This window comes from Roseomonas gilardii subsp. gilardii (assembly GCF_023078375.1).
Classification (GTDB): Bacteria; Pseudomonadota; Alphaproteobacteria; order Acetobacterales; family Acetobacteraceae; genus Roseomonas; species Roseomonas gilardii.
The window spans coordinates 191,737-216,952 of the sequence record NZ_CP095555.1 but is presented as its reverse complement, the minus strand read 5'-3'; the positions used below and the strand labels follow the sequence as shown (position 1 = coordinate 216,952).

At 68.9% G+C, this 25,216-nt stretch carries 19 protein-coding genes and 4 pseudogenes; 13 read left to right on the top strand and 10 right to left on the bottom strand.

The window, feature by feature from the left end; genetic code table 11:
* The first annotated feature begins 142 nt into the window (after positions 1–142).
* The gene (gene selD, locus MVG78_RS20525; RefSeq protein WP_247560604.1) at positions 143–1,189 is read left to right on the top strand and encodes a selenide, water dikinase SelD; all 1,047 of its coding nucleotides are present in this window, start codon (positions 143–145) and stop codon (positions 1,187–1,189) included.
* Positions 1,190–1,366: 177 nt separating this feature from the next.
* Positions 1,367–1,711: a hypothetical protein gene (locus tag MVG78_RS20520; protein ID WP_247560603.1), complete on the top strand. Its 345-nt coding sequence runs from the start codon at positions 1,367–1,369 to the stop codon at positions 1,709–1,711.
* Between the two features lie 302 nt (positions 1,712–2,013).
* Here the strand turns inward: MVG78_RS20520 and MVG78_RS20515 are convergent, their stop codons facing one another.
* From MVG78_RS20515 to MVG78_RS20470, 10 genes and pseudogenes are all read right to left on the bottom strand, one after another.
* Positions 2,014–2,403: a hypothetical protein gene (locus MVG78_RS20515; RefSeq protein WP_247560602.1), complete on the bottom strand. Its 390-nt coding sequence runs from the start codon at positions 2,401–2,403 to the stop codon at positions 2,014–2,016.
* Positions 2,396–4,368: pseudogene (gene selB, locus MVG78_RS20510) on the bottom strand (selenocysteine-specific translation elongation factor). Before selB ends, MVG78_RS20515 begins: the two are co-directional and overlap by 8 nt.
* Positions 4,365–5,165 carry a tetratricopeptide repeat protein gene (locus MVG78_RS20505; protein WP_247560601.1) on the bottom strand — a complete coding sequence of 267 codons (801 nt, stop codon included), beginning with the start codon at positions 5,163–5,165 and terminating at the stop codon, positions 4,365–4,367. Before MVG78_RS20505 ends, selB begins: the two are co-directional and overlap by 4 nt.
* Positions 5,152–6,549, bottom strand: a pseudogene (selA, locus tag MVG78_RS20500) (L-seryl-tRNA(Sec) selenium transferase). The gene MVG78_RS20505 and the pseudogene selA overlap by 14 nt, the downstream one beginning before the upstream one ends.
* A gap of 3 nt (positions 6,550–6,552) precedes the next feature.
* Entirely contained in the window at positions 6,553–7,473 is a 921-nt protein-coding gene (fdhE, locus tag MVG78_RS20495; RefSeq protein WP_247561096.1) for a formate dehydrogenase accessory protein FdhE, read from the bottom strand.
* A 40-nt stretch (positions 7,474–7,513) separates the two neighbouring features.
* Positions 7,514–8,194, bottom strand: a complete 681-nt coding sequence (locus MVG78_RS20490; protein WP_247561094.1) for a formate dehydrogenase subunit gamma — start codon at positions 8,192–8,194, stop codon at positions 7,514–7,516.
* The gene (gene fdxH / locus MVG78_RS20485) at positions 8,191–9,177 is read right to left on the bottom strand and encodes a formate dehydrogenase subunit beta (protein ID WP_282615086.1); all 987 of its coding nucleotides are present in this window, start codon (positions 9,175–9,177) and stop codon (positions 8,191–8,193) included. The genes MVG78_RS20490 and fdxH overlap by 4 nt, the downstream gene beginning before the upstream one ends.
* An 8-nt stretch (positions 9,178–9,185) precedes the next feature.
* Positions 9,186–12,269: a formate dehydrogenase-N subunit alpha gene (gene fdnG, locus MVG78_RS20480; protein WP_247561141.1), complete on the bottom strand. Its 3,084-nt coding sequence runs from the start codon at positions 12,267–12,269 to the stop codon at positions 9,186–9,188.
* Between the two features lie 262 nt (positions 12,270–12,531).
* Positions 12,532–12,639 (bottom strand): annotated as a pseudogene (locus tag MVG78_RS20475) (proline racemase family protein); the annotation flags it as partial.
* Positions 12,640–12,776: 137 nt separating this feature from the next.
* Positions 12,777–13,904, bottom strand: a complete 1,128-nt coding sequence (locus MVG78_RS20470; protein ID WP_247561093.1) for a hypothetical protein — start codon at positions 13,902–13,904, stop codon at positions 12,777–12,779.
* An 815-nt stretch (positions 13,905–14,719) separates the two neighbouring features.
* Between MVG78_RS20470 and MVG78_RS20465 the strand changes: the two genes are divergently transcribed.
* The 11 genes and pseudogenes from MVG78_RS20465 to MVG78_RS22140 all read left to right on the top strand — a co-directional run bounded on the left by MVG78_RS20465 (position 14,720) and on the right by MVG78_RS22140 (position 25,155).
* A complete protein-coding gene (locus MVG78_RS20465) occupies positions 14,720–15,571 on the top strand; it encodes a helix-turn-helix domain-containing protein (protein ID WP_247561091.1) in 852 nt (283 codons plus the stop codon).
* Between the two features lie 316 nt (positions 15,572–15,887).
* Positions 15,888–16,223, top strand: a complete 336-nt coding sequence (locus MVG78_RS20460) for a hypothetical protein (RefSeq protein ID WP_247561089.1) — start codon at positions 15,888–15,890, stop codon at positions 16,221–16,223.
* A gap of 131 nt (positions 16,224–16,354) precedes the next feature.
* A complete protein-coding gene (locus MVG78_RS20455) occupies positions 16,355–17,371 on the top strand; it encodes an AAA family ATPase (RefSeq protein WP_247561087.1) in 1,017 nt (338 codons plus the stop codon).
* Between the two features lies 1 nt (position 17,372).
* Positions 17,373–18,266, top strand: a complete 894-nt coding sequence (locus MVG78_RS20450) for a ParB/RepB/Spo0J family partition protein (protein ID WP_247561083.1) — start codon at positions 17,373–17,375, stop codon at positions 18,264–18,266.
* A 383-nt stretch (positions 18,267–18,649) separates the two neighbouring features.
* Positions 18,650–19,333 carry a 4-carboxy-4-hydroxy-2-oxoadipate aldolase/oxaloacetate decarboxylase gene (locus tag MVG78_RS20445; RefSeq protein ID WP_247561080.1) on the top strand — a complete coding sequence of 228 codons (684 nt, stop codon included), beginning with the start codon at positions 18,650–18,652 and terminating at the stop codon, positions 19,331–19,333.
* Positions 19,326–20,174: an ABC transporter substrate-binding protein gene (locus tag MVG78_RS20440; protein WP_247561078.1), complete on the top strand. Its 849-nt coding sequence runs from the start codon at positions 19,326–19,328 to the stop codon at positions 20,172–20,174. Before MVG78_RS20445 ends, MVG78_RS20440 begins: the two co-directional genes overlap by 8 nt.
* 40 nt (positions 20,175–20,214) lie before the next feature.
* On the top strand, positions 20,215–21,210 hold the full coding sequence (locus tag MVG78_RS20435) for a Bug family tripartite tricarboxylate transporter substrate binding protein (protein ID WP_247561076.1): 996 nt from the start codon (positions 20,215–20,217) through the stop codon (positions 21,208–21,210).
* Between the two features lie 16 nt (positions 21,211–21,226).
* Positions 21,227–22,228 (top strand): Bug family tripartite tricarboxylate transporter substrate binding protein, encoded by a 1,002-nt coding sequence (locus tag MVG78_RS20430; protein WP_247561074.1) that lies wholly within the window; start codon positions 21,227–21,229, stop codon positions 22,226–22,228.
* 23 nt (positions 22,229–22,251) lie between these two features.
* The gene (locus MVG78_RS20425) at positions 22,252–23,130 is read left to right on the top strand and encodes an amidohydrolase family protein (protein ID WP_247561138.1); all 879 of its coding nucleotides are present in this window, start codon (positions 22,252–22,254) and stop codon (positions 23,128–23,130) included.
* Positions 23,127–24,005: an NAD(P)-dependent oxidoreductase gene (locus tag MVG78_RS20420; RefSeq protein WP_247561072.1), complete on the top strand. Its 879-nt coding sequence runs from the start codon at positions 23,127–23,129 to the stop codon at positions 24,003–24,005. The genes MVG78_RS20425 and MVG78_RS20420 overlap by 4 nt, the downstream gene beginning before the upstream one ends.
* A gap of 161 nt (positions 24,006–24,166) precedes the next feature.
* Positions 24,167–25,155 (top strand): annotated as a pseudogene (locus tag MVG78_RS22140) (LysR family transcriptional regulator).
* The last annotated feature ends 61 nt before the right edge of the window (positions 25,156–25,216 follow it).

Below are 25,216 nucleotides of genomic sequence, written 5' to 3'. Positions count from 1 at the left end.
TCCTCACGGTGCGAGGCTCCGCCAGGAGCGGCATCGGCGGTAGGGGCACGGGCGGGGGATGTCGCCCGGCCTACCCTTCTCCGGACACGATGATCGGATGTAGGCTTCCCGGATGCCGATGGACCGCACTGTGGAGGCTTCCATGTCCGATCCCGTGATCCGCCTGACCGAGCTGGCCCATGGTGGCGGCTGCGGCTGCAAGCTGGCGCCGGCGGTGCTGCGGGAACTCCTGGCCGAACAGCCCGCGGCCGGTCCCTTCCGGCAATTGCTGGTCGGGACCGAGACCTCGGACGATGCCGCCGTCTGGCAGGTGAACGAGGATCTGGCGGTGATCGCCACCACCGACTTCTTCATGCCGATGGTGGACGATCCGGATGATTTCGGGCGGATCGCCGCCACCAATGCCTTGTCGGACATCTATGCGATGGGCGGCCAGCCGATCATGGCCCTGGCCATCCTGGGGATGCCGATCAACAAGCTGGAGCCGGCGGTGATCCGGCGCATCCTGGCGGGCGGCGCCTCGGTCTGCGCCGCGGCCGGGATCCCGGTGGCCGGCGGCCATTCCATCGACTCACCGGAGCCGATCTACGGGCTGGCGGTGATCGGCCTCTGCCATCCCGACCAGGTGCGACGCAATGCCGGGGCCCGGCCGGGCGATGCGCTGATCCTGACCAAGGGGCTGGGCGTCGGCATCTATTCCGCCGCCATCAAGAAAGGTGCCCTGCCGGAGGGTGCCTATGCCGAGATGCTGGCCTCCACCACCCTGCTGAACCGGATCGGCGCGGAGCTGGCGAAGGATCCTGCCGTGCATGGCATCACCGATGTCACCGGCTTCGGCATCCTGGGGCATGCGCTGGAGATGGCGCAGGGTTCCGGCCTGAGCCTGACCCTGCGGCTCGACGATCTTCCCTGGCTGTCCCACGCCGCCGCGCTGGCCGAGCGCGGCTTCATCACCGGCGCGTCCGACCGCAACTGGGCGAGTTATGGCGACAGGATCACGCTGCCGGCGGAACTGCCGGCCTGGCGGCGCCGGCTGCTGGCCGACCCGCAGACCTCCGGCGGCCTGCTCGTCGCCTGCGCGGAGGCGGAGGCGGCGCGCATCCTGTCCGGCATCCAGCAGGCGGGCTATCCCGCCGCCCGTCTCGTCGGCCGTACCGTGGCGGGCGAGGCGCGGGTGGTGATCGCCTGACGGGAGCCGTGGTCTTTCTTTCGTGCGGGGCCGGGCAAACCCGGCGGTTCGCCATACGCTTTCCCTTTCGGTGGCGGCCGGGTGCGGGATCGCCGGCGGCATCGCGCGGATGACGCCAGGTGGATCATGCGCCAACCGGGGTGCATGGCCGATCCCGCCAGCAATGGGAGGATGACGATGCGTGCAGGAGCGTTCTGGATCGCCGGGAGCCTGATCCTCGGCCTCGGCACGGCGGCCATGGCCCAGCAGGCCGGCACGCCCCCCTCGAAGCAGAGCCTGGACAGTGGCCAGGGCTGTCGGGCCGCGGTGGAGTCCCAGCCTGCGACGCAGGCGGCAACGGGCAGGTCCGACAGCACCGCCCCCGGCAATGCGGGCAATACGGGCTGGAGCGGTGGGACCGGTGGTTCCTTCATCGGCACCCAGTCCAGCGGGAAGACGCCGCAGTCGCGCACCTGGCAGCCGGCGACGGCGCGGGGCCTCGATCCGATCAGCGCGCCGAAGAAGGCCGCGCCGAACTGCTGAGCGGCTTTGGGACCTTTCAGCGGGAAGGCTGTTTTAAGGCTTTAGGATTTTAGGATTTTAGACCTTTATGCGCCCGTATGGGGCGGGGCCTCAGTCCGGCGGGCAAACGAGTTCCGCTGGATTCCTGCTCCAGAGGATAGGGACAGCGCAGAAGGCCGCGTGGAAGTTTGCTGATTTTGTTCCTATACTCGCGCGTGGCCCGAAGCGCAAGGGGCGTGCGCGGTGGCCATGCTTCCATCTGTTCTGGCGGCGGGATGTGTTTGCTTCGTGTGTGGACCATGGCGCGTGGCTCCGCGTCCGGGTCAGGCCGGGTCCAGCCGCAGCCGCATGCCCGCTGCATTGAAGAACTCGCCCTCACGGATCAGGCCGCGATCCTCGTGGAGGCTACGGGCCAGGGCAGCGAGGCGGGCCTTGGCTTCGCGATCCTCGACGAGCCCTTCCCGCCCGGCCCGGAAGAAGACGGCGGCGTCCCAAGGCACACGGGCCCCGGCGAAGAGCGACGTCATGTCCGGCCAGCGCGTCTCGTCGCCCACGACATGGAGATAGGCCGAGCGGAGGGGCTCCACGGTGCTTTCGGCGATCCGTAGCAGTACGAAGAGCATGGTGAAGGAGCCGACCTCGCCATAGGTGGCGATCAGCCAGTCGTCGAAATCCGTCTCGGCGGGGGGCGTCATGGCCAGGTCGTCATCCATGGTTCTGGGCCGGGCCGGTCGCCTGGGGTGCGGGCCCGTCCGTGTCGTAGGTCCGGAACAGATCGTTCCTGTGCGGGTTGATGCGGCGCAGATCGCCTCTGCGGAGGGTCACGCCGTGGCGGTCCAGGAAGTCCAGGATCTGGATGGCGACCTTCCGGCCATTGTCCATCCGGTCGCGAAAGGCCGCGGCGGTGATGGTGCCGTCGGCGGAACAGGTGGCGACATTCTGTGCGATCTCGACCATCTCGGCGGTCGTGGCGCGAAGGAAGAAGTGGTCATGGGCGATCTGGTCCACCCGGCCGAGGCGCGCGCAGAGCTTCAGCAGGCGCCGGATCCCGGCTTCCTCCGTCCCGACCAACGGCACGAGATCCCGCACCCTTGGTGGGCGGAAGCGGGTGGCGCCACCGATCAGGGGAACGATGCGGGCGTAAAGCTCCTCGTCCTCCGGCCCCAGGCGCACCTCGTGCCCGGGGAGGCGGAGGAAGGCACCCTCCAGCACCAGCCTTCCGGCTTTGGCCTCCCCCTCCAGGATGGCCCGGAAGACCGGCACCGGCAGGCGGGGTTGCAGGAGCATCCGCACCCTTTCGCGGCCCGTTCCCTGAAGATCGGGGTTCTCCTCATGGAAACGCGCCAGTTCCGCCAGGATCGCCTCCCGGAACGCCTGCAGGCGGTCCCGGGTCATCAGGACATGCCGGTCGCCGGCCTCGATACCGGCCAGTCCGGGCAGGCCCGCCAGCGCCTTTCCTTGGGCGGCGGAAAGGGCGCGATCCCTTACGAATTCGGAAAGTTCCACATGAAACGGCGGCAGGGCGAGCATTCGTCGGAGCGCTTCGGCGGGTTCCGGCTGTGCGGCGGCGTCGAGCTGTTCCAGACGTTCGGGCGTCCGCCTCTTGCGCGCGGGGGGCGCAGGTCGAGGAATTGTCCGCCTCCGATCGTGCGCTGTGCCGAGGCATCGCGCAGGATGAAGCGGTCGCCCACCGCGGCGGCGATGGGCCGTTCCAGGACGAGCTGGACCCTCCCCTGGCCGCCGGGCGGGATGGCGGCTTCCAGGGGGATGAGGCGAACGCCCACTTCCGCGCTGGCATGATGCAGCCGGGCCGGGAGGAGGTTGCCGATCGGCCGGGGCTCGCTGTCCAGAAGCCGCAGCAGGGCATCGATGCGGCCGGCCGGCGCATGCAGGGCCGGGTCGAGGATCATGTCGCCGCGCGAGACGGCATCCCGGGAGATCCCCTCCCCGGTCAGGTTCAGGGCACAGCGCTGCCCCGCCACGCCCCGCCCGGCGGGCTGGTTCTGGGCATGGATGGAACGTATCCGGGCGGGCAGGCCGGCGGGGCTGACCAGCACTGTGTCGCCCACGGCCACGGCGCCCGAGAGGATCGTTCCCGTGACCACCGTCCCGGTTCCCGGCAGGACGAAGCTGCGGTCCACCGCCAAGCGGAAGGCGCCATCCTCTCCGCGCGAGGCCGTTTCCGCCGCCGCCTGCCAGAGCCGGTCCCGGAGCCGGTCCAGCCCTTCGCCCGTTACCGTGGAAACGGGCAGGATCCCAGCCTCCGACAGGCCGGTCGGGGCCAGGGCGGCGCGGATTTCCGCCGTCACGGCCTCCCGCCGCGCCGGGTCCACCAGATCCGCCTTGCTGAGCACGACCACACCGCGCCGCAGGCCCAGCAGGTCCAGGATGGCCAGATGCTCCAGCGTCTGGGGCATCGGCCCGTCATCGGCGGCCACCACCAGCAGGGCGAAGTCGATCCCGCTTGCCCCGGCCAGCATGGTGTGGACGAAGCGCTCATGGCCCGGGACATCGACGAAGCCGATGCTGCGCCCGGCTTCCGCCAGATAGGCGAAGCCGAGCTCGATGGTGATGCCGCGGGCCTTTTCCTCCTTGAGGCGATCGGTTTCCACCCCGGTCAGGGCGCGCACGAGGGCGGTCTTGCCGTGGTCGATATGGCCGGCGGTTCCGACGATCATCCCGGCTCTCCAGGGATGGGTGGCAGGGGTTCGGAGGAGCGGGCCAGGGCCTGGGAGAGCTGCGCGGGGGTCAGCGCGGCGCGGACGGCGGAGAGGAAGGGCCGGGCCAGGGCGCTGCCGCCGCGTGTGGCCCGGAGCAGCCAGGCCATGGCCGCCACCGGGTCCGGTGCCACGCCCGCCCCCAGATGCAGGGCGGCGCCGAACATGGCCTGTCCATCCGCATCGCCCCGGAGAGCCGCGCCATGCCACCAGCGGGCGGCCTCCGCCACGTCGCGCTCCACCCCCTGGGCATTGTGGTAGAGCATGCCGAGGCGGGTCATGGCCGGGGCGATCCCGGCCCCGGCGGCCGCCAGGGCCCAGCGGCGGGCTTCCGCGATGTCCACCGGGACACCCTCCTGCCCTTCCAGCAGCATCAGGCTCCAGACATCCTGGGCAACGGGATCGCCGCCTTCCGCGGCCGCCCGGTACAGTTGCGTCGCCCGGCCGGGGTCGGCCTCCACTCCCTCGGCGCCGTGCCGGAACAGTTCCGCCAGTTCACGCCGTGCCTTGGCATGCCCCCCGGCCGCGGCCAGGGAGAGCCATTTTTCCGCCAGGGGCGGGTCGGCGGGGATACCCAGGCCGTGCAGGAAACAGAGGCCGATCCCCGCCTGGGCCTCCGCGTCGCCGGCCCGGGCGAGGGGTTCCCAGATCCCCAGGGCCGTCCCGTACTCGCCCCGGCCGAAAGCGGCCCTGGCTTCGGCCACCGGATCGGGGGCCGGCGGCGCGGCAGGCCGCCGGAGACGCCTAAGCCAGTGCATCGGCGGGCATGGCAGCGAGGCTGGCCAGGAAGCCCGGCTCGTCCTCCAGGGTCCGGAGGTCGAGCACGAGGGCACCGTCGCGCAGATGGCCGATCACCGGCCTCGGCAGGCTGCGCAGGGCGGCGGCGAGGCGGTCCAGCCCTCCGCCATCCGGCGCGGAGAGGCGCAGCCCGGCACTGGGGATGGTTTCCGCCGGAAGGGCGCCGGAACCGATCTGGCTGCGGCAGGAGCAGGGTTCAGCGGTGAAGCCGGGCGGCAGGAGCCGTCGCAGGGCGGGCAACAGGCGCTGGGCCTGGGCCTCGATCTCCGCCAGGGGGCGCGCCAGGAGACGCAGGGTCGGCAGGCGTTCGACCAGGCGGTCGGGGTCGCGGTACAGCTTCAGCGTCGCCGCCAGGGCCGCGAGGCGGATCTTGTCCAGGCGCAGCGCCCGCTTCATCGGGTTGCGGTTGATCGCCGCGATCAGGTCGCGGCGCCCGACGATGAACCCCGCCTGTGGGCCCCCCAGCAGCTTGTCGCCGGAGAAGGTGACGATATCCGCGCCTTCGGCCACCGCCTCCTGACCGTGGGTTCCTTCGCGAGGCCGATGCGCGACAGGTCCAGCAGCGTGCCCGAACCGAGGTCGTTCAGCATCGGCACACCGGCCGCCCGGGCGATGTAGGCCAGTTCCTGCCCCGGCACCGTCTTGGTGAAGCCCTCGATCCGGTAGTTGGAGGGATGCACCTTGAGGATCAGGCCGATCCCGGGCGAGAGCGCGTCCTCGTAGTCCCGGGCATGGGTGCGGTTCGTGGTGCCCACCTCCACCAGCCGGACCCCGGCGCGGGCCATGATATCGGGCATGCGGAAGGCGCCGCCGATCTCGATCAGCTCCCCACGCGAGACCAGGGCCCCCTGCCCCGCGCCCAGGGTGTTCAGGGCGATCAGCACGGCGGCGGCGTTGTTATTGACGACCGTGGCATCCTCCGCGCCGGTCAGTTCGCGCAACACCCCGGAGATGGTCGTCACGCTCGCCACGCCGGCCGGTTTCGAGGTCGAATTCCAGGGCCACCGCATTCCGCATGGCCGCCACGGCGGCCTCGACGGCGGCCTCGGCCAGGAGCGCGCGGCCGAGATTGGTGTGCAGCACCGTGCCCGTCAGGTTGAAGAGAGGCCGCAGGTTGGAGCGGTCCCGCGCAGCCAGGCGGGTTTCCGCCCGGGCCAGCACTGTGGCGGCATCGGGGGCTGCATCGGGCGCGTCCGGTGCGGGCGGGTTACGCCGCATTTCCGCCAGCACGGCCCGCACCGCTTCCGTGACCTCGGTGCGGCCGAAGCGGGCGATGGCAGGCCCGGCCAGGGACAGGACGCGATCCACCGAAGGGAGGGCCCGCAACGCCGCCTTATCGGACATGGATCAGTAGCCCAGCAGGAAGGGGTCGAAGCCGGCCCGCCGGTACTGGGTGTCTCGCATCAGCAGGTCGAGGCCCAGGCTGGCCACGTCATCCGCCACCGGTTCCAGGGACGGATTCCGGTTCTGGTAGAGGATCTTCACCCAGCTCCGGCAGGAATCGCAGGTTTCCGCCTTCACCGCGGCCTCATCCTCGCTCTCGGGCGCCATGTAGCCTACGCCCTTGGTGGAGCCGCAGGCGAGGCACTTGATCCGCACCTCGTTCCACTGGGTTCCGCAGAAGGCGCAGGCGGCGTAGCGGGCCCCTTCCGCCCCCTGATGCCCGACCACCATGGAGGAGGCGGGAGGGCCGCCGCAACAGGGGCAGAGGCCGGTTTCCACCGGCACGAGCTGTTTCGGATCGAGCAGGGAGGCCAGCCGCGCCGCATGGACCTGCACGGCCGCGGACAGGAACAGGTGGCGGGGCAGGTCATCGGCGGGGATGGAATCCGCCAGGACATTGCCGATCAACTGGTCCAGGTCCTCGGGGGCCGCCTGCCGCAAACCGGCCAGGGCCGCCTCCGCCGGCGGGGGCATGGGGAGAGCCGCCACGCCTTCCAGGAAGCGCTGTGCCAGGGCCCGGAGGCCCGTATCGCCGGCCAGGGCGGCACGGTCGAGGGGAGGCATGCGGTTTTCCCGCGCGCGCCGGACCTGTTCGTCAGAGATGGGAAGCGCGGGGGGAAGCTCCCCGGCCAGATCGGCCTGGAACCCGCTCAGCCCGGCCAGGAAATCCAGGTAGGGCGCCAGATGGCTGTCGCCCGCCAGGACCGAGAAGCGTTCCGCCCGCTGGCGGAACAGGGCCACCGGATCGGGCATGATGGCGAAAGGCGGCTTGAGCATGCGCCCGATCAGGGAGGGATCGGGCTGGAGGTTCTGAAATCCTGACATGGATCCTCCGCGGGCCGGACCGGCCACGCGTTGTCGATGGTTATTCGGCGGGGCCGACCTTATGCCGGCCGGCCAGTTCCCTCAGCCACTTCCGGTGATGCCTCCAGGCCCAGCCGCCGGTGACGGAGCCGCGGGTCATGGCCCGCAGCGTGCCGCGTGTCCAGATCGCCGCATAGACGTGCAGGATGAAGACGCAGATGATCAGCACGGCGGCGATGGAATGCGCCAGGACGGCGACCCGGCGGGTGGGGATCGATGTATAGGGGGCGAAGTACTGTTCCCAGATCGCCAGGCCGCTGACGATCAGCACCAGGATCAGCCCGGTCATCGCCCAGAAGATGAACTTCTGGCCGGCATTGTACTTGCCGAGCTCCGGCAGCTTCTCCTCGTTGCCGCGGACCACGTCCTTGATCCGCGACAGCCAGACGAAATCCACCCTGGCGGGGAGGTTCGCCCGCCAGAGCTGGAAGAAGAAGATGAAGAAGCTGAAGAACAGGACCACGCCGATCCAGGGATGGATCGCGCGGGTGTTCTGTCCCCCGCCGAAGAGGTTGGTCAGGAAGAAGAGCGAGGGCCAGAACAGGGCCAGGCCGGAGACGGCCAGCAGGATCAGGCTGGCGGCCGTGACCCAGTGGTTGAGCCGGGCCAGGGGGCCGTAGCGGTCCACCGTGACGGGCTTGCCCGGGTGGATGGCATCTCCTGGCTGGATGTGCTCGGTCATCTTGGATGCTCTTCCGGCTGCGGCGGGGCCTTCACGCTGGTTTCCACCAGCTTCTCGGCATTCTCCTCATCCTCCTCACTGACCCGGTTGGGCCGCGCGAAGACGCCGTGGATCACGCTGCCCACCGCCATGACGCTCATCGCGGCGAGGCCCACATATTTGGTGACCCCCTTCCAGGTCTGCACCAGGGGGGAGATGCGGGGGTTGTCCGGCAGGTCGGCGTAGATATGCGGCTTGTCATTGTGGTGCAGCACATACATCACATGCGTCCCGCCCACGCCGGGCGGATCGTAGAGCCCGGCATTGGCGAAGCCGCGCGACTTCAGGTCGGCGATGCGCTCCTCGGCATGCTTCTTCATGTCCTCCTTGGTGCCGAAGACGATGGCCTTGGTCGGGCAGGCCTTGGCGCAGGCCGGCCCCTGCCCCACCGCGACCCGGTCGGAACAGAGGGTGCACTTGTAGGCGCGCCGGTCGGCCTTGGAGATGCGGGGGATGTTGAAGGGGCAGCCCTTCACGCAATAGCCGCAGCCGATGCAGTTCTCGTGGATGAAGTCCACGATGCCGTTGCTGTACTGGACGATGGCGCCGGGGGCCGGGCATGCCTTGAGGCAGCCCGGGTCGGCGCAGTGCATGCAGCCATCCTTGCGGATGAGCCATTCGAGGTTGTCGGTTTCCGGATTCACCCATTCCGTGAAGCGCATCAGGGTGAACATGTTCTCGGTGAGGTCATGGGGGTTGGTATAGACCCCGTGATTCTCCTCGATCTCCGGATGGGTGTCGTTCCATTCGACACAGGCCGACTGGCAGGCCTTGCAGCCGATGCATTTGGAGACATCGATCAGCTTGGCCACCGGCACGAACTGCCGTTGCGGCGCCGGCAGGTTCTCCGTCGCCGAACGGCGGATCAGGTCGGCCTCGCCGAACTGGCTGGCCATCGGCTGGGTCGGCGGGTTGCTGGCCGCCGTCCGTGGGCTGTCCATCATGCCGGCGCTCATGCCACGGCCCCTCCTGGCGGCGTGCTGGGCTCGATATTGACCAGGAAGGCCTTGTATTCCGGCGTCTCGATATTCGCCTCACCCACGAAGGGCGAGAGCGAATTCGGGCCGAAGCCTTTCCGGGCAGCCCCCACGAAGCCCCAGTGGAGCGGGATGCCCACCACATGCACCTCCCGCCCGTCGCACATCAGCGGGCGGATGCGCTTGGTGACCAGGGCCTTGGCCTTCACGGAACCCCGCTTGGACCACACGCGCACCCAGCCTCCGTTGGTGATCTTGCGGAGGGCGGCGAGTTCCTCCGAGATCTCCACGAAGAATTCCGGCTGCAGCGCGGCATTCACCCGGTTGTGCTTGGTCCAGTAGTGGAAGTGCTCCGTCAGCCGGTACGAGGTCGCCGCGAAGGGGAACTCGTCCGAATTGCCGAACTGGGACACATCGTTCTGGAACACGCGCGCGACCGGGTTGCCCCGCATGCGCGGGTTCAGCACGTTGGGCACCGGGGATTCGAAGGGCTCCATATGCGACGGGAAAGGCCCGTCGCGCATCATGCCCCGGGAGAAGAGGCGGGAGACGCCTTCCGGGTTCATGATGAAGGGCATCACCGTTTCCGGCTTCGCCGTGGGCGCGATGTCCGGCACGTCGTAGCCGGTCCACTTCGTCCCATCCCATTCCAGCAGCTTGCGGCTCGGGTCCCAGGGCTTGCCCTGCAGGTCCGCCGAGGCGCGGTTGTAGAGCGTCCGGCGGTTCAGCGGCCAGGCGAAGGTCCAGCCCAGATAGGCGCCGGTCTCGTCGGGATCGTGGTTGTCCCGGCGGGCCATGTTGTTCCCGGCCTCGTTGAAGCAGCCGGAATAGATCCAGCAGCCGCTCATGGTCGAGCCGTCATCCTGCAGCTGCGAGAAGTTCAGCACCTGCTTGCCGGCCGGCACGAGCACCTTGGAGGAATCGCTCGGATCGCGCACATCGGTCAGGGCGCGGCCGTTGATCTCCTTGGCCAGTTCCTCCGGCGTCGGCTCCGTCGGGTCGGCATAGTCCCAGCTCAGGTTCAGGATCGGGTCGGGGAAGGCGCCGCCTTCCTTCCGGTACAGTTCCCGCATGCGGAGGAAGATCTGCGCCATGATCCAGGTGTCGTGCTGCGCCTCGCCGGGTGGCGAACCGCCGGCCCAGTGCCATTGCAGCCAGCGGCCGGAATTGGTGAGCGAGCCCTCCTCCTCCGCGAAGCAGGTGGTGGGGAGCTGGATCACCTCGGTCTGGATGGAGGCGGTGTCCACGGGGTTGAAGTCGCCGTGGTTTTCCCAGAAGCGGGCGGTCTCCGTCTCCAGCGGGTCCATGGTGATCAGGAACTTCAGCCTGGAGAGGGCCGAGACCACCTTGCCCCGGTTGGGGAAGGCCAGCACGGGGTTGAAGCCCTGGCAGATGTAGCCGTTGACCCGGCCGTCGTTCATCAGCTCGAACATGCGCAGGACGTCATAGGAGGGGACGTCCAGCTTCGACAGGTAGTCATAGGCCCAGTTGTTCTCGGGACGCGCGGCGTCGCCGAACATGGCCTTCATGAAGCTGACCATGAACTTGCGGTAGTTCTGCCAGTAGCTGGTCTGGCCGGGGCGGAGCGGCTTGAACTGCCGGCTCTTCATATAGGTCTCGAAGTCGGTCTCGGCTTCCGTCGGCATGTTCAGGTAGCCGGTGAGCAGATGCGACATCAGGCCCAGATCGGTCAGGCCCTGGATGTTCGAATGCCCACGCAGCGCGTTCATGCCGCCGCCGCGCACGCCGATATTGCCCAGGATGAGCTGGAGCATCGCCATGCCGCGGATGTTCTGGGCGCCATGCGAATGCTGCGTCCATCCCAGCGCGTACATCGAGGTCATCGTCCTGGTCGGCGAGGAGCACTCGGCGATCATCTCGCAGACGCGGAGGAACTTGGCCTTCGGCGTGCCGCAGATGCGCTCCACCATCTCGGGCGTGTAGATCGAGACGTGCTGCTTCAGCAGGTTCCAGACGCAGCGGGGGTGCTGGAGGGTCGGGTCGGTGACGGCGTAGCCGTCCTCGCCGATCTCGTACTCCCAGCTCGACCGGTCGTAGTCGCGCTTCTCCTCATCGTAGCCGGTGAAGAGGCCGTCCTGCCAGCCGAAGCCTTCCTTCACGAGATAGGCCGCGTTGGTGAAGGCCTTGGTATATTCCCACTGGATCTTGTCGTTCTCGATGCAGTAGCGGATCACGCCCATCAGGAAGGCGATGTCCGTCCCCTGCCGGATCGGCGCGTAGAAATCCGCGACCGAGGCCGTGCGGGTATAGCGCGGATCCACTACGATCAGCTTGGCGCCCCGGTTGGCTTTCGCCTCCGTGACCCATTTGAAGCCGCAGGGGTGCGCTTCCGCCGCATTGCCGCCCATGACGACAACGAGATCGGTGTTCTTGATATCGGTCCAGGCGTTCGTCATCGCGCCACGGCCAAATGTCGGGCCCAAACTGGACACCGTGGGGCCGTGTCAGACGCGAGCCTGGTTGTCGAATCCTACGATACCGAGGCCCTTGGCGACCTTGAAGGTGCACCAGGCGGTCTCGTTGGTGGTGGCCGAAGCCGCGAGCATGCCGGTCGTCGTCCAGCGGTTGACCGGCGTGCCGGCCTCGTTCTGGCTGAGGAAGTTGGCGTCGCGGTCGTCCTTCATCAGGCGGGCGATGCGGTCCAGCGCCTGGTCCCAGGAGACCGGCTCGAAGCGGTCCGATCCCGGGCGGCGCAGCATCGGCTGCTTCAGCCGGGTGGGGGCGTGGATGAAGTCCTTGAGCGCCGCCCCCTTGGGGCAGAGCGTGCCGAGATTGGTGGGATGGTCCACGTCGCCCTCGACATGGATGATCTCCGCCTTCTCACCCTTCCGGACGTCACCCTTGGAATAGAGGATGACGCCACAGGCCACGGAACAGTACGGGCAGGTGTTGCGCGTTTCGGTGGTGTTCGCGAGCTTCATCGGCCGGACATGGGCGGCGACGGCGGCTTCCGCCTCCCCGAATCCCATGGATGCCAAAGACGTCGCCGCGACACCCGCGCCGGCAGCCTTCAGAAGGCCGCGCCGCGAGATCTGCATGGTCACTGAAGCCTCCTCGGGCCGTTTGGGCCTCGTATCCTGAAAGAGTTAGTTCCCGTTCTGATCCCGGTCAAGCAACCGCTGTCGGTGCGGCGCGATGATGGCACTGCCTTCGCCTCGCGGGGCCATCATAATCAGGAGAGAAGGGTGGATGCCGTCCTCGTGGCGGGGATGGGCGGCGCCCGATACGTCTGGCTTCGCAACATTTTGCTGCTGTGCACACAGAATCCGGCGGTTCTGACGTCAGCACAACCGCCGGGGTTCAGACCATCTGGAAACCGTGCGCGCAGGGATCGCGGTCATCGATGAAGATGGTGTTGCAGCCTGTGGTTCTGGCCCAGCCGGCGATGGAAGGGATGATCGCGGGTGTCGCGGGGCGAACGGTCGATCGCCTTGTCTTCATGGAAGACGACGTTGCGCGCGTTCAGGGCACGGCTCGGCTGGGGGATCATCTGCAAGCAGTTGTGAGGCCGGGGCCTGATGGGCGATCAACCGGCTGTCGTCGGCCTACCCGCCCGTGGCTGTCCTGGGGAGCGCATTCGCGGCCGTGCCCGAGGCCAGCCGGCGGCGGGCGGACTTCACCGCATGGGCGGAGGCGCGCTCGACATTCACGAAGCGGTTCGGGCTTTCGCTGCCCGAGACGGCGCGCAGGCGTTCCTTGCTGTCCGCCACCAGGGCATCGGCGCGGCGGATGTCGTCCATGAAGCCCTGTGTGGGCACGATGTCGAAGGCCACATCCGCCTTCTTGCGGCCATCCTTGATGATGCGTGTCCCGTCCGGGCCGAGATCCTCCAGCAGCCCGTCCCGGACCAGGACCTCCACCGCCTTCGTCACGTAGCGCAGTGTGTCCCGCGGCCGCGAGCGCGCTGCCATGGGGCCGTCGCGGGCGATCTCCATGGCCGTCATCGAGATCAGGGGGCTTTCCCCGGGCCGGACCTCGGTGATGCTCTGGCACAGTTTCAGGTAGAGCCAGCGCGATAGCGGATGCGAGATCCGCATCAGCCAGTCGTAGTTGATGCGCCGGTAATGGAGATTCTTGATCGCGTTCTCGACGAGCGGGTTGAATTCGAGATAGGCGCTTTCCTGGTCGTCCTTCCGGCGCAGGGCGAGCACCGGGAAGGACGAGGAGGACAGGACCATCTGCCCCTTGCGGTCCGTGCGGGTGATCTCGACCACCGCCGTGTGCAGGACCGTCAGCGCGTCCTTGATCTCGTCCAGGCTGTAGAGATGCCGGACCTTCCGCAGCTCCTCCCGGATCTCGTAGAGCGAGAAGGAGAGTCGCACCTTCTCGTTCTCGACGCTCAGGCGCGCGCGGTCGCTGGCGATGCGCTGCATCACCGCCTCGACGATCTGCTCCCGCTCGCCGGGGAATTCCTCCCGCTCGGCCCCGTCGGCGCGGACGAGGCGGCCCGGACGAAGAAGGAGCTTGTAGGTGATGCCGGCATGTTCGAACTCGCGGCGTATCGAGCGCAGGTAGCCGCCTTCCGCCCGGCTGTCCGTGTAGAACACGAAGCGGGGCGCGATGTCGTAGAGGTTGATCGTGTTCGTATAGCGCTTGTCATCCGCGTCCGAGTTCTCGAACAGGATGAGCTGCAATGGGGTCGGCTGCTTCAAAGCGGCCCTCTGCTCCGACATGATCCCCTTCCGCCCGCGTCCGGCCCATTTGGGGGGCTCCGGCTCCTGTCATCAAGCGCCTGTTTCCCTTGGAGTGAAGGGGAAAGGCGCGGATCATGAAGGCGATCGGCGCCTTTATGAAGGGGAAAGGCGCGTTTTGCTGGCAGATCCGGCTTGTCGCCGGCCGGCCCCGGGCGAATCGCCAGGGCGGATGAGGGAGAAAGCGCGCCGTTTCCCTACAGCTTTCCCGGAAATGCGCGTTTTCCCTACAGGCGCCGGGGGCATCGGGGCCTGGGACTTCCACCACAGGCAGGGCCATTGCGAGCTGGCTGTAGGGGAAACGCGCGTTTCGGGCGCCGAGGAGCGGATAGGATATAGGGAATTGGCGCGTTTCGCACCGCCGATGCCTCTTCACCCTGGAAACGCGCCGATCTCCTATATTCGGGCCCTGGTGCGCGAGGCTTCTGGAGAACGAAGCGCGCGAAGTTCCTACACCTGTGGCGCCGATCGCCGGGAGACGTGTGGGAGGGCAGCCTTTGGGCGCGAGGGCATCCCCTGGGAGAGGTTCCTGCCGTGTCGCGGAGCGGGCGGACCTGCCGCCAGGCGCGCGCTTGCCCTCCATAAGCGCGTGGAATCCCTGCTGGAATCGGAGTCGCGGAACAGTCATGAAACCGGCGCGCCGTCGCCCTATACAAGAGCGCCGCTTCCCTTCCGTTTCCGCGGGCTTTGCCGTCAGAAACGCGCCGAGTTCCTACATCTGCTGCTGAGTCATGGTTTGACTCAGGACAGGGAGGCGTTCCCTGGATGCCGCCGACTCACGCAGGCGGAGGTTCCGGATGGCATCGAATGCGTCCCTCGATCAGGTGACCCGGTGGGGTAAGATCCCCGCCTGGTGGCTGCTGCATCCTGCCGTGGATGCGGACCGGCTGGCCGTGATGGCAGCCCTTTGCACCTATGCCGACGAGGCCGGGTTCTGCGAGCCTTCCCAGGCGACGCTGGCACGGCGGCTCGGCCGCAGCCGCCCCTGGGCCAACCGGGTGATCGCGGAACTCGCCATGGCGGGGTTGATCCGCAAGCAGGCCCGTTCCCGCCAGAACGGCGGCACGACGAGCTGCCGGTACCAGCTGGCCCAGACGCCGGAACAGGCGCGCGGCTTCGCGCAGGGCATCCAGCCTCCTGTCACGGCGGAAACAGACCTTTGTCCGAATGGCGACAGGCCCTGTCATCCGGCTGACACGAGTCACGCGATTCCTGAACAGATTCAGGACACGCACACCATGCGTGCGCATCGCGGGGATCAGACACCGCCGGAGGAGCGGGACAGGCCGGCACTGCCATCGGGACCAAAGCCCTCCCTGGCGGAACCGCCCCAGGATTGGTCTCCGTCGCGGGAGGTCAGCGAACGCGCCCGGCAGCTCTATCCGGATGCACCGCTGGAGCACCACACGCTGCGCTTCGTCACGCGCTGCCGTGCCAAAGGCTACCGCTACGCCAATCTCGATGAAGCCTGGCTGGAATGGCTGATTGCCGACCGCGCACAGCCGCGTCGCCCGCAGGCCGTTGGGGCGGTGGGGGTAGGCCGGCAGACCGTGCCTGCCGCGAGGCGGCCGGCGGAGCACCGGCTTCATCGTTTCGACGCCTGGGCGGCCGCGGCCATGTCGCCGCCCAGCCATGTCAGCCCGTACTGATCCGGAGGATCCAGACCGTGCAGATCAATCCCCGAACCTCCAGTTCCAGGCGGGATGGCCGGCCAACCGGGATCGCCGAAGGGCGTGATGCGATGTCCCTTTCAGCGGGACGAGGGCCTTTGCCACCTCCGCCTGCCCCTGTGGCGAGGCTCCTGGAAAGCGGTATCCAGGAACGGCGCTTCCTGTTTCCCGACAACGGGGCGGTCCGGATCGTGGAGACCTGGCAGCCTCCGCCGGATGTGGCGGACGGGGTGGCCGAGCTGGCTGCGCAGCACCTTTCGGAACTGGAAGCGGCGTTGCGGCCCGCCGAGAGGGGGTGCTCCTCGCCCGTATCCTGGCTCTCCTGTCGCATTTCCGTGCCGAGCCGAACCCGCCGCAGGTCGAGCAGATGATCGCCGATGACTGGGCCGAGGATCTCGGGGAGTTCCCGATCTGGGCCGTGGAGCAGGCTTGCCGGCAGTGGCGCCGCACGCGCAAATGGCGGCCGCAGATCTGCGAGATGGTGGCGCTTTGCCGGGAAGCCGTCTCCGAGCCGGAAACGCGGCGGCAGAGGTTGCAGGCGCTGTTGCACCGGGCGGAGATGAAGCGGAACCCCATGCTGCGCCGTGTGCAGGACCTGGCCCATGGGACCTTCCGGCGTGTTCCGGCATAGCCGGATGATGTTCTGATGTCCGAACACGAAGTGGCCATCAACCCAAGGGTTGATTGGGTTGATGATCTGTAGCAACGTCGCCGGCTGCCGATGGGGCCAGGTGTGCCGGGGGGCCGAGCGTGGATTCGCAGATGTTGAAGGAGGCGAGGCAGCAGCTTCGCCTCAGCCAGGTCGAATTGAAGGATATTCTCAACAGGCGCATGGGGCGCGCCTATGACAAATCCAAGATCAGCCGCTGGGAGAACGGGCGCGAGCCCATCCCGCGGGAGGTCGCGGTGGAGGTCGCGGCCATCGCCCAGGCCCGTCCGGCCAATGCGCGCATCCTGGCCTTCGCGAACCAGAAGGGCGGCGTGGGCAAGACCACCAGTGCCCTGAACGTCGCCGCGGCCCTGGCTGCCCTCGGGCGGCGCGTGCTGGTGATCGATATGGACCCGCAGGCCACGGCCACGGCCGCGGTGCTGGCCGGCGGTGGGGTCGAAGCCTATCGCCAGGGGCGCACCACCGCCCATGTCATCCTGAACGGACGGCCCCTCGCCGAGGCCATCGTCCATGCGGGCGATGCGTTGGCCGATACGTCGGGACAGGGGCGGAGCATTCCGTTCGACCTGGTTCCCAGCCATATCGAGCTCTCGGACACCGATGGGCGCCGGGAGCCGGGCTTCGATGCCGCCCTGCGGGAGGCCGTGGCGCCGATCCGGGCCAGTTATGACTGGATCGTGCTCGATGCGCCGCCCAATCTCGGCATGCTGACCTGGATGACCCTGGCATCGGCGACCGAGGTGATCGTGCCTGTCCGGACCGAGCCTTATGATGCGATGGGGGTCGGGCTTATCCTGGCCACCGCGAACAAGGTGCAGCGACGGCTCAATCCGGACCTGCGGATCATCGGCGTGCTGCCGACCCAGTTCAGCCAGCGCCGGGCGGTCGATCGCGAGGTGCTGGGCCATCTGTCGCAGGCCATGCTGGAACGGGTGCCCCTGCTGGAACCGATCCCGGCCAGTGCCGCCTTCGGCCATGCCGCCCGCGACGGGCGGATCTCGGTTTCGGCCAGCCATGGCCAGAGCGGCGCGGCGGCCGGGGCTGCCTATCTGCGGCTGGCCGAGGCGCTCAGCGATGGCAGGCCCCTGCCGCGTGCGGAGGTTTCCTGACATGGCCGTGTCCCGCAAGCGCCGGCCTTCGCCCCTGCTCGGCGCCGTGGCGAATTCGATCGGGGAGGCCACGAATTCGCTCGTGACCCCCGCGAGCCGCTTCGCCCATACCTTCGAGGCGCCGCTGGACCGGGTCTTGCCGGACCCGGATCAGCCGCGCAAGAATTTCGATGCGGATGGCCTGGCCTCGCTGGCCTCCACCATGTCCGACCAGGGGCAGTTGCAGCCGATCCTGCTGCGCCGCGACCCCGAGCATCCGGCGAACTGGATCATCGTGGCCGGAGAGCGGCGCTGGCGGGCCGCGAAGCTGCTCCGCTGGACCTCGATCCTGGCAATCGAGTGGAAGAAGCAGGATGGCGCCGGGGCGCTGGCCCTGCTGGAGAACCTCCAGCGGATCGACCTGACGCCGGTCGAGGAGGCGCGTGGCATCCAGCGGCTGCTGGAAAGCCAGGGCTGGACCCAGACGCGCGTCGCCGAGGTGCTGGGCCGGACCAAGGGGGAGATCAGCGCCTCCTTGCGGATGCTGACGCTGCCGCCTTCCTTCGTGATGGATCTGGAGAGTGGCAAGCTCGACCTGCCGCGCAACATCCTTGTGGAACTGGCGCGCCTGCCCGCGGGCAGGATGCGGGATTCACTGATCGCCAATGCCTATGCCGGGCGGATCACGGTCCGTGCCCTGCGGGCGGCGAAGATCGCGCATGAGGCGGCCGGCGAGGAGAATGGGGAACCGTCCCCCAGGCCCGCGCGGAAGGCGCCCCGGCCGGTCGCGCTTTATCGCTTCGACAAGTGGCTGCAGGATCTGATGGCCCGGAAGCAGGCGCCGACGAAGCTGGAACGGGAAAGGCTCGCCGAGGTGCAGGCGCGTATCGCGGAGATCCTGTCGCAGCAGGACTGAGACGGTCCGGCATGGCGGTTCTGACGTCAGAACCGCCATGCTCCGCCAGAGATGGTGCCCCGACAGCCATTTGTTGCGTTGCAGCATTCCTGCTGAACGCCGCCGCGTTGGGGCAAGCGCTATGCCGGTTGCTCATAGCGCCCGAGGGAAAAGCGATACGACAAGGCTTCCGCGCGCGCCTAGGGTCCCCGCACCTGTTTCGTGACGGGAGGAAAAACAATGGTGCGAGCCGGTCAACGGGCCGCGTCGTATGAGGCGGAACGCCTCCCCGCAGCCATCTCCGTTCCTGGATCTGCCATGGGCTGCCGCACGGACGGGCCGATGTCGCCCGCCCTGGGCGAAGGCCGCCGCACCGTATTCCTGCCTATCGTGGAGAGTCTGGCATGAGCCTGGTCCGTCGTAACCCGCCGCGCGTCCCGCCCGAGATCGCCGCCGGGTTCGCTCCCTATGGTGTCGCGACGATCCATGAGGCGCAGGGGCGGCGCGGCCTGCTGGGCGCCCATATGCGGCCGATCTATCCCGGCGCGCGTGCCGTCGGCACCGCCGTGACGGTCTCCATCGCGCCGGCCGACAACTGGATGATCCATGTGGCGGTGGAACAGTGCCGCGCCGGCGACATCCTCGTCGTTTCGCCGACCTCGCCCTCCGATGCCGGCTATTTCGGCGAGCTCCTGGCCTGCTCGCTGAAGGCCCTCGGCGTGGTCGGCCTGGTGATCGAGGCCGGCTGCCGCGATGTCGGCGCGCTGCGGGAGATGGGCTTTCCTGTCTGGTCCAAGGCCGTCTCGGCCCAGGGAACCGTCAAGGAGACGCTGGGGGACGTGAACCTTCCCGTCGTCTGCGCCGGGCAGCTCATCCATCCGGGCGATCTTGTCGCCGGCGACGATGACGGTGTGGTCGTGGTCCGGCGCGAGGAAGCGGAGGCCGTGCTGCGGGCTTCCGCCGCGCGGGAGGAGAAGGAAGCCAGGACCCGCGCGCGCCTGTCCGCCGGCGAGCTCGGGTTGGACATCTACGGAATGCGGGAGGCGCTGGCGAAGAAGGGGCTGCGCTACGAGGACGCCGATGCCTGACCCGACCGTTCTGCACTCGGCCATCGGGCGCTATCCGCACAGCGCGCCGGTGCTCGATGGCCGGGTTTCCTCGCCGCTTCTCCGGCTGGAGGATGCGGGGATCAAGCCGGTCAGCCGCGCCTTCGCGCCCATGGTGCGGGAAGGACGCTTCGAGGTCAGCGAGATGGCCATCGCGACCTTCCTGATGGCCAAGGCGGCCGGCAAGCCGCTGGTGCTGTTGCCGGTGGTGATGGCGGCGCGCTTCCAGGAGGCCGCGCTGCTCTGCCGGACGGACAGCCCCATCAAGGGGCCGGCCGATCTCGCGGGGCGCCGCCTGGGAGTGCGTGCCTATAGCCAGACCACGGGGATGTGGCTGCGGGGCAGCCTGCAGGAGGCGTTCGGCCTCCGGCCGGGCGACCTGCGATGGGTGACCTTCGAGGATGCCCATCTGGCCGAGTACCGGGATCCGCCCTGGGCGGAGCGTGCGCCGGCGGGGTCCGACATGATGGCCATGCTGGAGCAGGGCGCGCTGGACGCGGTGATCGTGGGCAATGACGTGCCGGACGATCCGAAGCTGCGCACGGTCTTTCCCGATCCGGCCGCCGCGGGCGAGGCGTTCCGCGCGCGGTACGGCTTCAAGCCGGTGAACCATCTGCTGGTCATGCGCAGCGACGTCGCCGCGCAACGGCCGGATCTGGCCGCCGAACTCGTCCGCCTTTTCCGGGACGCGCCGATGACGGGCCGGGCCGCGCTGGATCCTGCCCTCCTTCTCGCCAGCCGCTTCTGTGCGGAACAGCAGCTTCTGCCGGCGCCGCTGACATTGGCGGACATCTGGGACGGGCTTCCGACCGGGATCGGGTAGGAGCGGGCCCTGGGTGGCCTGCAAGGGAGGAAACAAGAAGATGCCGATGACACGCCGCGGGATCACCGCGGGGCTGCTGGGCCTGGGCACCCATCTCGCGGCACGTGGGGCCGCCGCGCAGACCGCGCCATCGCCCCGCTGGCCCGAGCGGCCGGTCCGGATCGTGGTGCCTTTCACGCCGGGCGGTTCCACCGATATCCTGGCCCGTGCCCTGGGGGCCGAGTTGCAGGAGGTCTTCGGCCAGCCTTTCGTCGTGGAGAATCGCGGCGGCGCCGGCGGGACCATCGGCACGGAAAACGTCGCCCATGCGCCGCCCGATGGCCATACGCTGATGATGGGCCATATCGGCACGCTGGCGGTGAATCCGGCCCTCTATCACAACCTGTCCTTCGACACGGCCACCGCCTTCGCCCCGGTCGTGCTCGTGGCCATCGTGCCGAACGTGCTGGTGATCAACCCGAAGCTGCGGGCCCAGACGGTGCCGGAGCTGATCGCGCTCGCCAGGGAGAAGCCGGGCGGCCTGACCTACGGTTCCGGCGGCAATGGATCGGCCGCGCATATCGCTGCCGTTGCCTTCAGCCTCGCGGCGGGCATCGAGATGACGCATGTGCCCTATCGCGGCACCGGGCCGATGATGAACGACCTGATCTCGGGCGCCATCGACCTGACGCTGACGGGCGGCCCTCCGGCCCTTCCGGCGGTGCGCGGCGGGCTGCTGCGGGCCCTGGGCGTCTCCTCGTTGCGGCGCCTGGCAGCCGCGCCGGACATTCCCACCATCGCCGAGCAGGGCATGCCGGGTTTCGAGGCCGTGCAGTGGTATGGTCTCGTCGCCCCGGCCCGGACCCCGCCCGCGATCATCGCCCGACTGAACACGGAAAGCGCCCGCATCCTGAAGGGGGAGAAGCTGCAGCCCCGGCTGGAAGCGGAAGGCGCGGTGGCGTCGCCCGGCACGCCGGAGGAGTTCGGCCGCTTCATCACGGAGGAGCGGGAGCGCTGGGGCGATGTGATCCGCCGCACCGGCGTCCAGGCCAATTGAGCCAGGGAGGCAAGGCATGACCGATCACCCGGCTATCACGCGCCGATCCGGTCTTCTCGGCGCGGGAATGCTCCTCGGGGCATCCGTTCTGGCGGCGCCCCGCATCGCCCGGTCGCAGACCCGTTTCCCGGATCGGCCGATCCGCGTCATCGTGCCCTTCGCGGCGGGGGGCGTGGCGGATCTCACCGTGCGGGCGGTCTCCAGTCCCCTGGCCGACCTGCTGGGGCAGCCGGTGGTGGTGGACAACCGCCCCGGGGCGGGCGGCATCCCGGCCGCGCAGCAGCTGATGAACGCTCCGGCGGATGGCCACACCCTGATGGCGGCGACGAACGGGACGGCGATCAGCCGCTCCCTCTTCCGCTCGCTGCCCTTCGACCCGCTGCGCGACCTGGCGCCGATCGTGACGCTGGGCAGCTTCCCCATCGCGCTCATCGTGGCACCTGGCTCCCCCATCAAGAGCTTCCCCGGCCTTCTGGAACGGATGCGGCGCGAACCGGGCGCGCTGAACATCGGCACGATCAATGCGGGGAGCACGCAGAACCTGTCGGCCGAGCTGTTCAAGATCAGGGCGGATGTGAAGGCGGAGACCGTGGCCTTCCCCGGCACGCCGCAGCTCGTCACGGCCCTGCTGCGCGGCGACGTGGATGTGGCCTTCGAGATCACGGCGCCGCTGCTGGGCCAGATCCATGACGGGGCCATACGGACCATCGCGGTCACGTCCACCACGCGCGCGCCGAGCCTGGGCGATGTGCCGACGCTGACGGAACTCGGCGTGAAGGACTATGACGTGACATCCTGGAACGCCCTGGTGGCCAGGACGGGCACGCCCGCCCCGGCCATCGCCGCCATCAACGAGGCGGTGAATACCGTGCTGAAGCGGCCCGCCGTGCGCGACATCCTCACCCAGTCGGGGGTGGAACCGCAGGGCGGCACGGCGGAGGCCATGGGCAAGCTCCTGGCGGCCGATACGGCGCGCTGGGCCGAAGTGATCGAGAAGGCAGGAATCCCGCGCCAGTGACCCAGCCAGCAGCTTCCCGCGACATCCCCACCTGCAAGGGCCCGGACCCGGAGACGCGGAAGCCGCGCTACCGTGCCCCGCCGGGCGCCTGCGACGCGCATTGCCATATCTTCGGCCCGGATGCCGTCTTCCCCTACGCGCCCGACCGCGCCTATACGCCGCCGGATGCGCCCTTCGAGGGGCTGAGGCGCCTGCACGGCATCCTGGGCATCGATCGCGCGGTGATCGTCCATGCCTCTTGCCACGGCAGCGATATGCGGGTGACGCTGGACGGCATCGCGCGGTCCGGCGGTGCCTATCGCGGTGTGGCGGTGGTGGAACCGGGCGTGAGCGATGCCGAGCTGGCCCGCCTCCATGACGGCGGCATCCGTGGCGTGCGCTTCAACTTCGTGCGCCATCTCGGCGGGATGCCGGATATGGCCTTCTTCGAGAGGGTCCTGGAGCAGATCGAGCCGCTCGGCTGGCATGTGGTGCTGCATCTGGACGCGCAGGACGTGACGGAGCTAGCGCCCCGCATCTCCCGGATCCGCGTTCCCTTCGTGATCGACCATATGGGCCGGGTGAAGGCGCGCGGCGGGCTGGAGCAGCCGGCCTTCCGGAGCCTGCTGGAGCTGATGCGCAACGACAGGGCCTGGGTGAAGATCTGTGGTGCCGAGCGCGTTTCCTCCGAGGGGGCGCCGTTCCATGATGCGCTTCCCTTCGCGCGCGCCCTGGTGGCCGTGGCACCGGACCGGGTGCTCTGGGGCACGGACTGGCCGCACCCGAACATCGCCGGGGACATGCCCAATGACGGCGATCTCCTGGACCTTCTGGCCGAGGCGGTGACGGACGAGGCGACGCGCCGGAAGATCCTGGTGGACAATCCAACCCGTCTCTACTGGAGCGAGGAACAGGCGGCATGAGCATGCGCATCGCGTTCATCGGCTATGGCGAGGTCGGCAGCATCTTCGCGCGCGACCTGCGCGCCGCCGGTGCCACGGACATCAGCGCCTTCGACACCGCCTTCGCCGATCCGGACAGCAAGGCGTCGCGGAATGCCGGGAAGGCCGGGCTGACGCCGGCATCTTCTCCGCTGGAGGCTGTGCGGGGGGCTGATCTGGTCATCGTCTCGGTGACGGCCGGTTCCGACCTGGACGCCATGCGGTCCATCGCGGCGGGGCTGGGACATGGTCCCTTCGTCCTGGACGTGAACTCCGTTTCCCCGGGCACGAAGCGCGAGGCTTCGGCGATCGTGGAGGCGGCCGGGGGCCGCTATGTGGAGGCGGCCGTCATGACCAGCGTGCCGCCGAAGGGGCTCCGTTCGCCCATGCTGCTGGGGGGGCCGCATGCCGCGGCCTTCGTCGCGGGCATGGCGCCGTTCGACATGGCCCTGACCGTCTTCTCGGAGGAGATCGGCCGCGCCTCCTCGGTCAAGATGTGCCGCAGCGTGATGGTCAAGGGCCTGGAGGCCCTGACCACGGAATGCCTCCTGGCCGCGCGGCGCTATGGCGTGGAGAAGGAGGTCCTGGCCTCCCTCTCCGACACCCTGCCGCATCCGGACTGGCGGGGGCTGGCGCGCTATGTGATCAGCCGCCCCCTGATCCATGGCCGCCGCCGCGCGGAGGAGATGCGCGAGGTCGCCCGCACCGTGGCGGAAGCCGGCGTGCCGCCGATTCTCAGCGGCCCGATCGCGGAGCGCCAGGACTGGTCCGCCGATCGCGGGGCGAAGCTGTCCCCGGAGGAACTGGCGACCGAGGATCTCGACACGCTGCTGGATGCCGTCCTGGCCAGGCTCTGATCCGCCTTCCGGCACGGGGCCTTCCGGCATGGGGCCGGCCCGTATGGGATTGGTGGCCCTGGTGAGGCATAGTGCCTTGCCAGGGCCGTGCTTTCGGGCGGTGGCATTCCCGGGGCGCTCTGTCCCGGCCGTTTGAGCCAGGGCCCCGGGGGAGGAAGGACATGCCGAGGCACCTCGATCAGCAATTGAAGCTGCGGCTGCTGCGGGCTGTCGATGCCATCGGGGCGCATGGAAGCATTCTCGGCGCCTCCCGCGCCCTGGCCGTCACGCAGCCCGCCTTGACCCGCAGCCTGCAGGAGGCCGAGGCGCTGCTGGGGCTGCAGCTTTTCGAGCGCAGCGGCCGGGGCGTACGCGTGACGCCGGCGGGGGAGGTGGTGCTGCAATCGGCCCGGCGCCTGCTGGGTGAATTGCGCCGCCTCGACGAGGAGCTGGACCGCCTGGTCGGACAGATGAAGGCCACGATCATGCTCGGGGCGCTGCCCGTGGCCGCCGCCGGGGTGCTGCCGGGACTGCTGGGGCGGCTGCGCAGCCAGCATCCGGAGCTTGTGATCCAGCTCGTCCAGGGCAAGACGGAAGAGCTTCTGCCTAAGCTGGAAGGGGGGAGCTGGATCTGGTGGTCGGGCAGCTCTACCCACCGGACAAGCCCGACGGGCTGCTGCGGGAGGCGCTGTACGAGGAGCCGATCTCCGTCCTCGCCCGCACCGATCACCCCGTCTTCGAAACCCCCATCACGGCGGAGGCGCTGCGCCGTTGGGAGCTGGTGCTGCCGACGATCGGCCAGCGTGTGGGCCAGGAGATCGACCAGCTCCTCGTCACGCTGGGCCTGACCCCTACCACCTCGATGCGCTCGACCTCCTACGGCTTCATCCGCGAGATGCTGCATTCGACCGATTTCATCTCGGTCATGCCCAACACGATGATGGCGGGCGACCTGTTGCGGGGGACGATCCGCGCGGCGCCGCTTCCCGCCGCTTCCCGGCCACGTCCCGCCGGCTTCATCCGGCGTGCCGACACGCCGCTTTCCCCGGCCGCCGAGGTGCTGGTGGAGGGGCTGCGGCGCTATGTTGAGGAGATCGCGGCGCGGGGTGAGCGCCCGGGCCGTGATGGGGAGCCGGCCGGCTCGGAGGGCTCCTATGTCGGCCGGTCATAGCGCGCGGCGAAGAAGCGATAACACGGTTCCGGCTTCGCCGGTCTAGCTTCTCCTCCTAAGA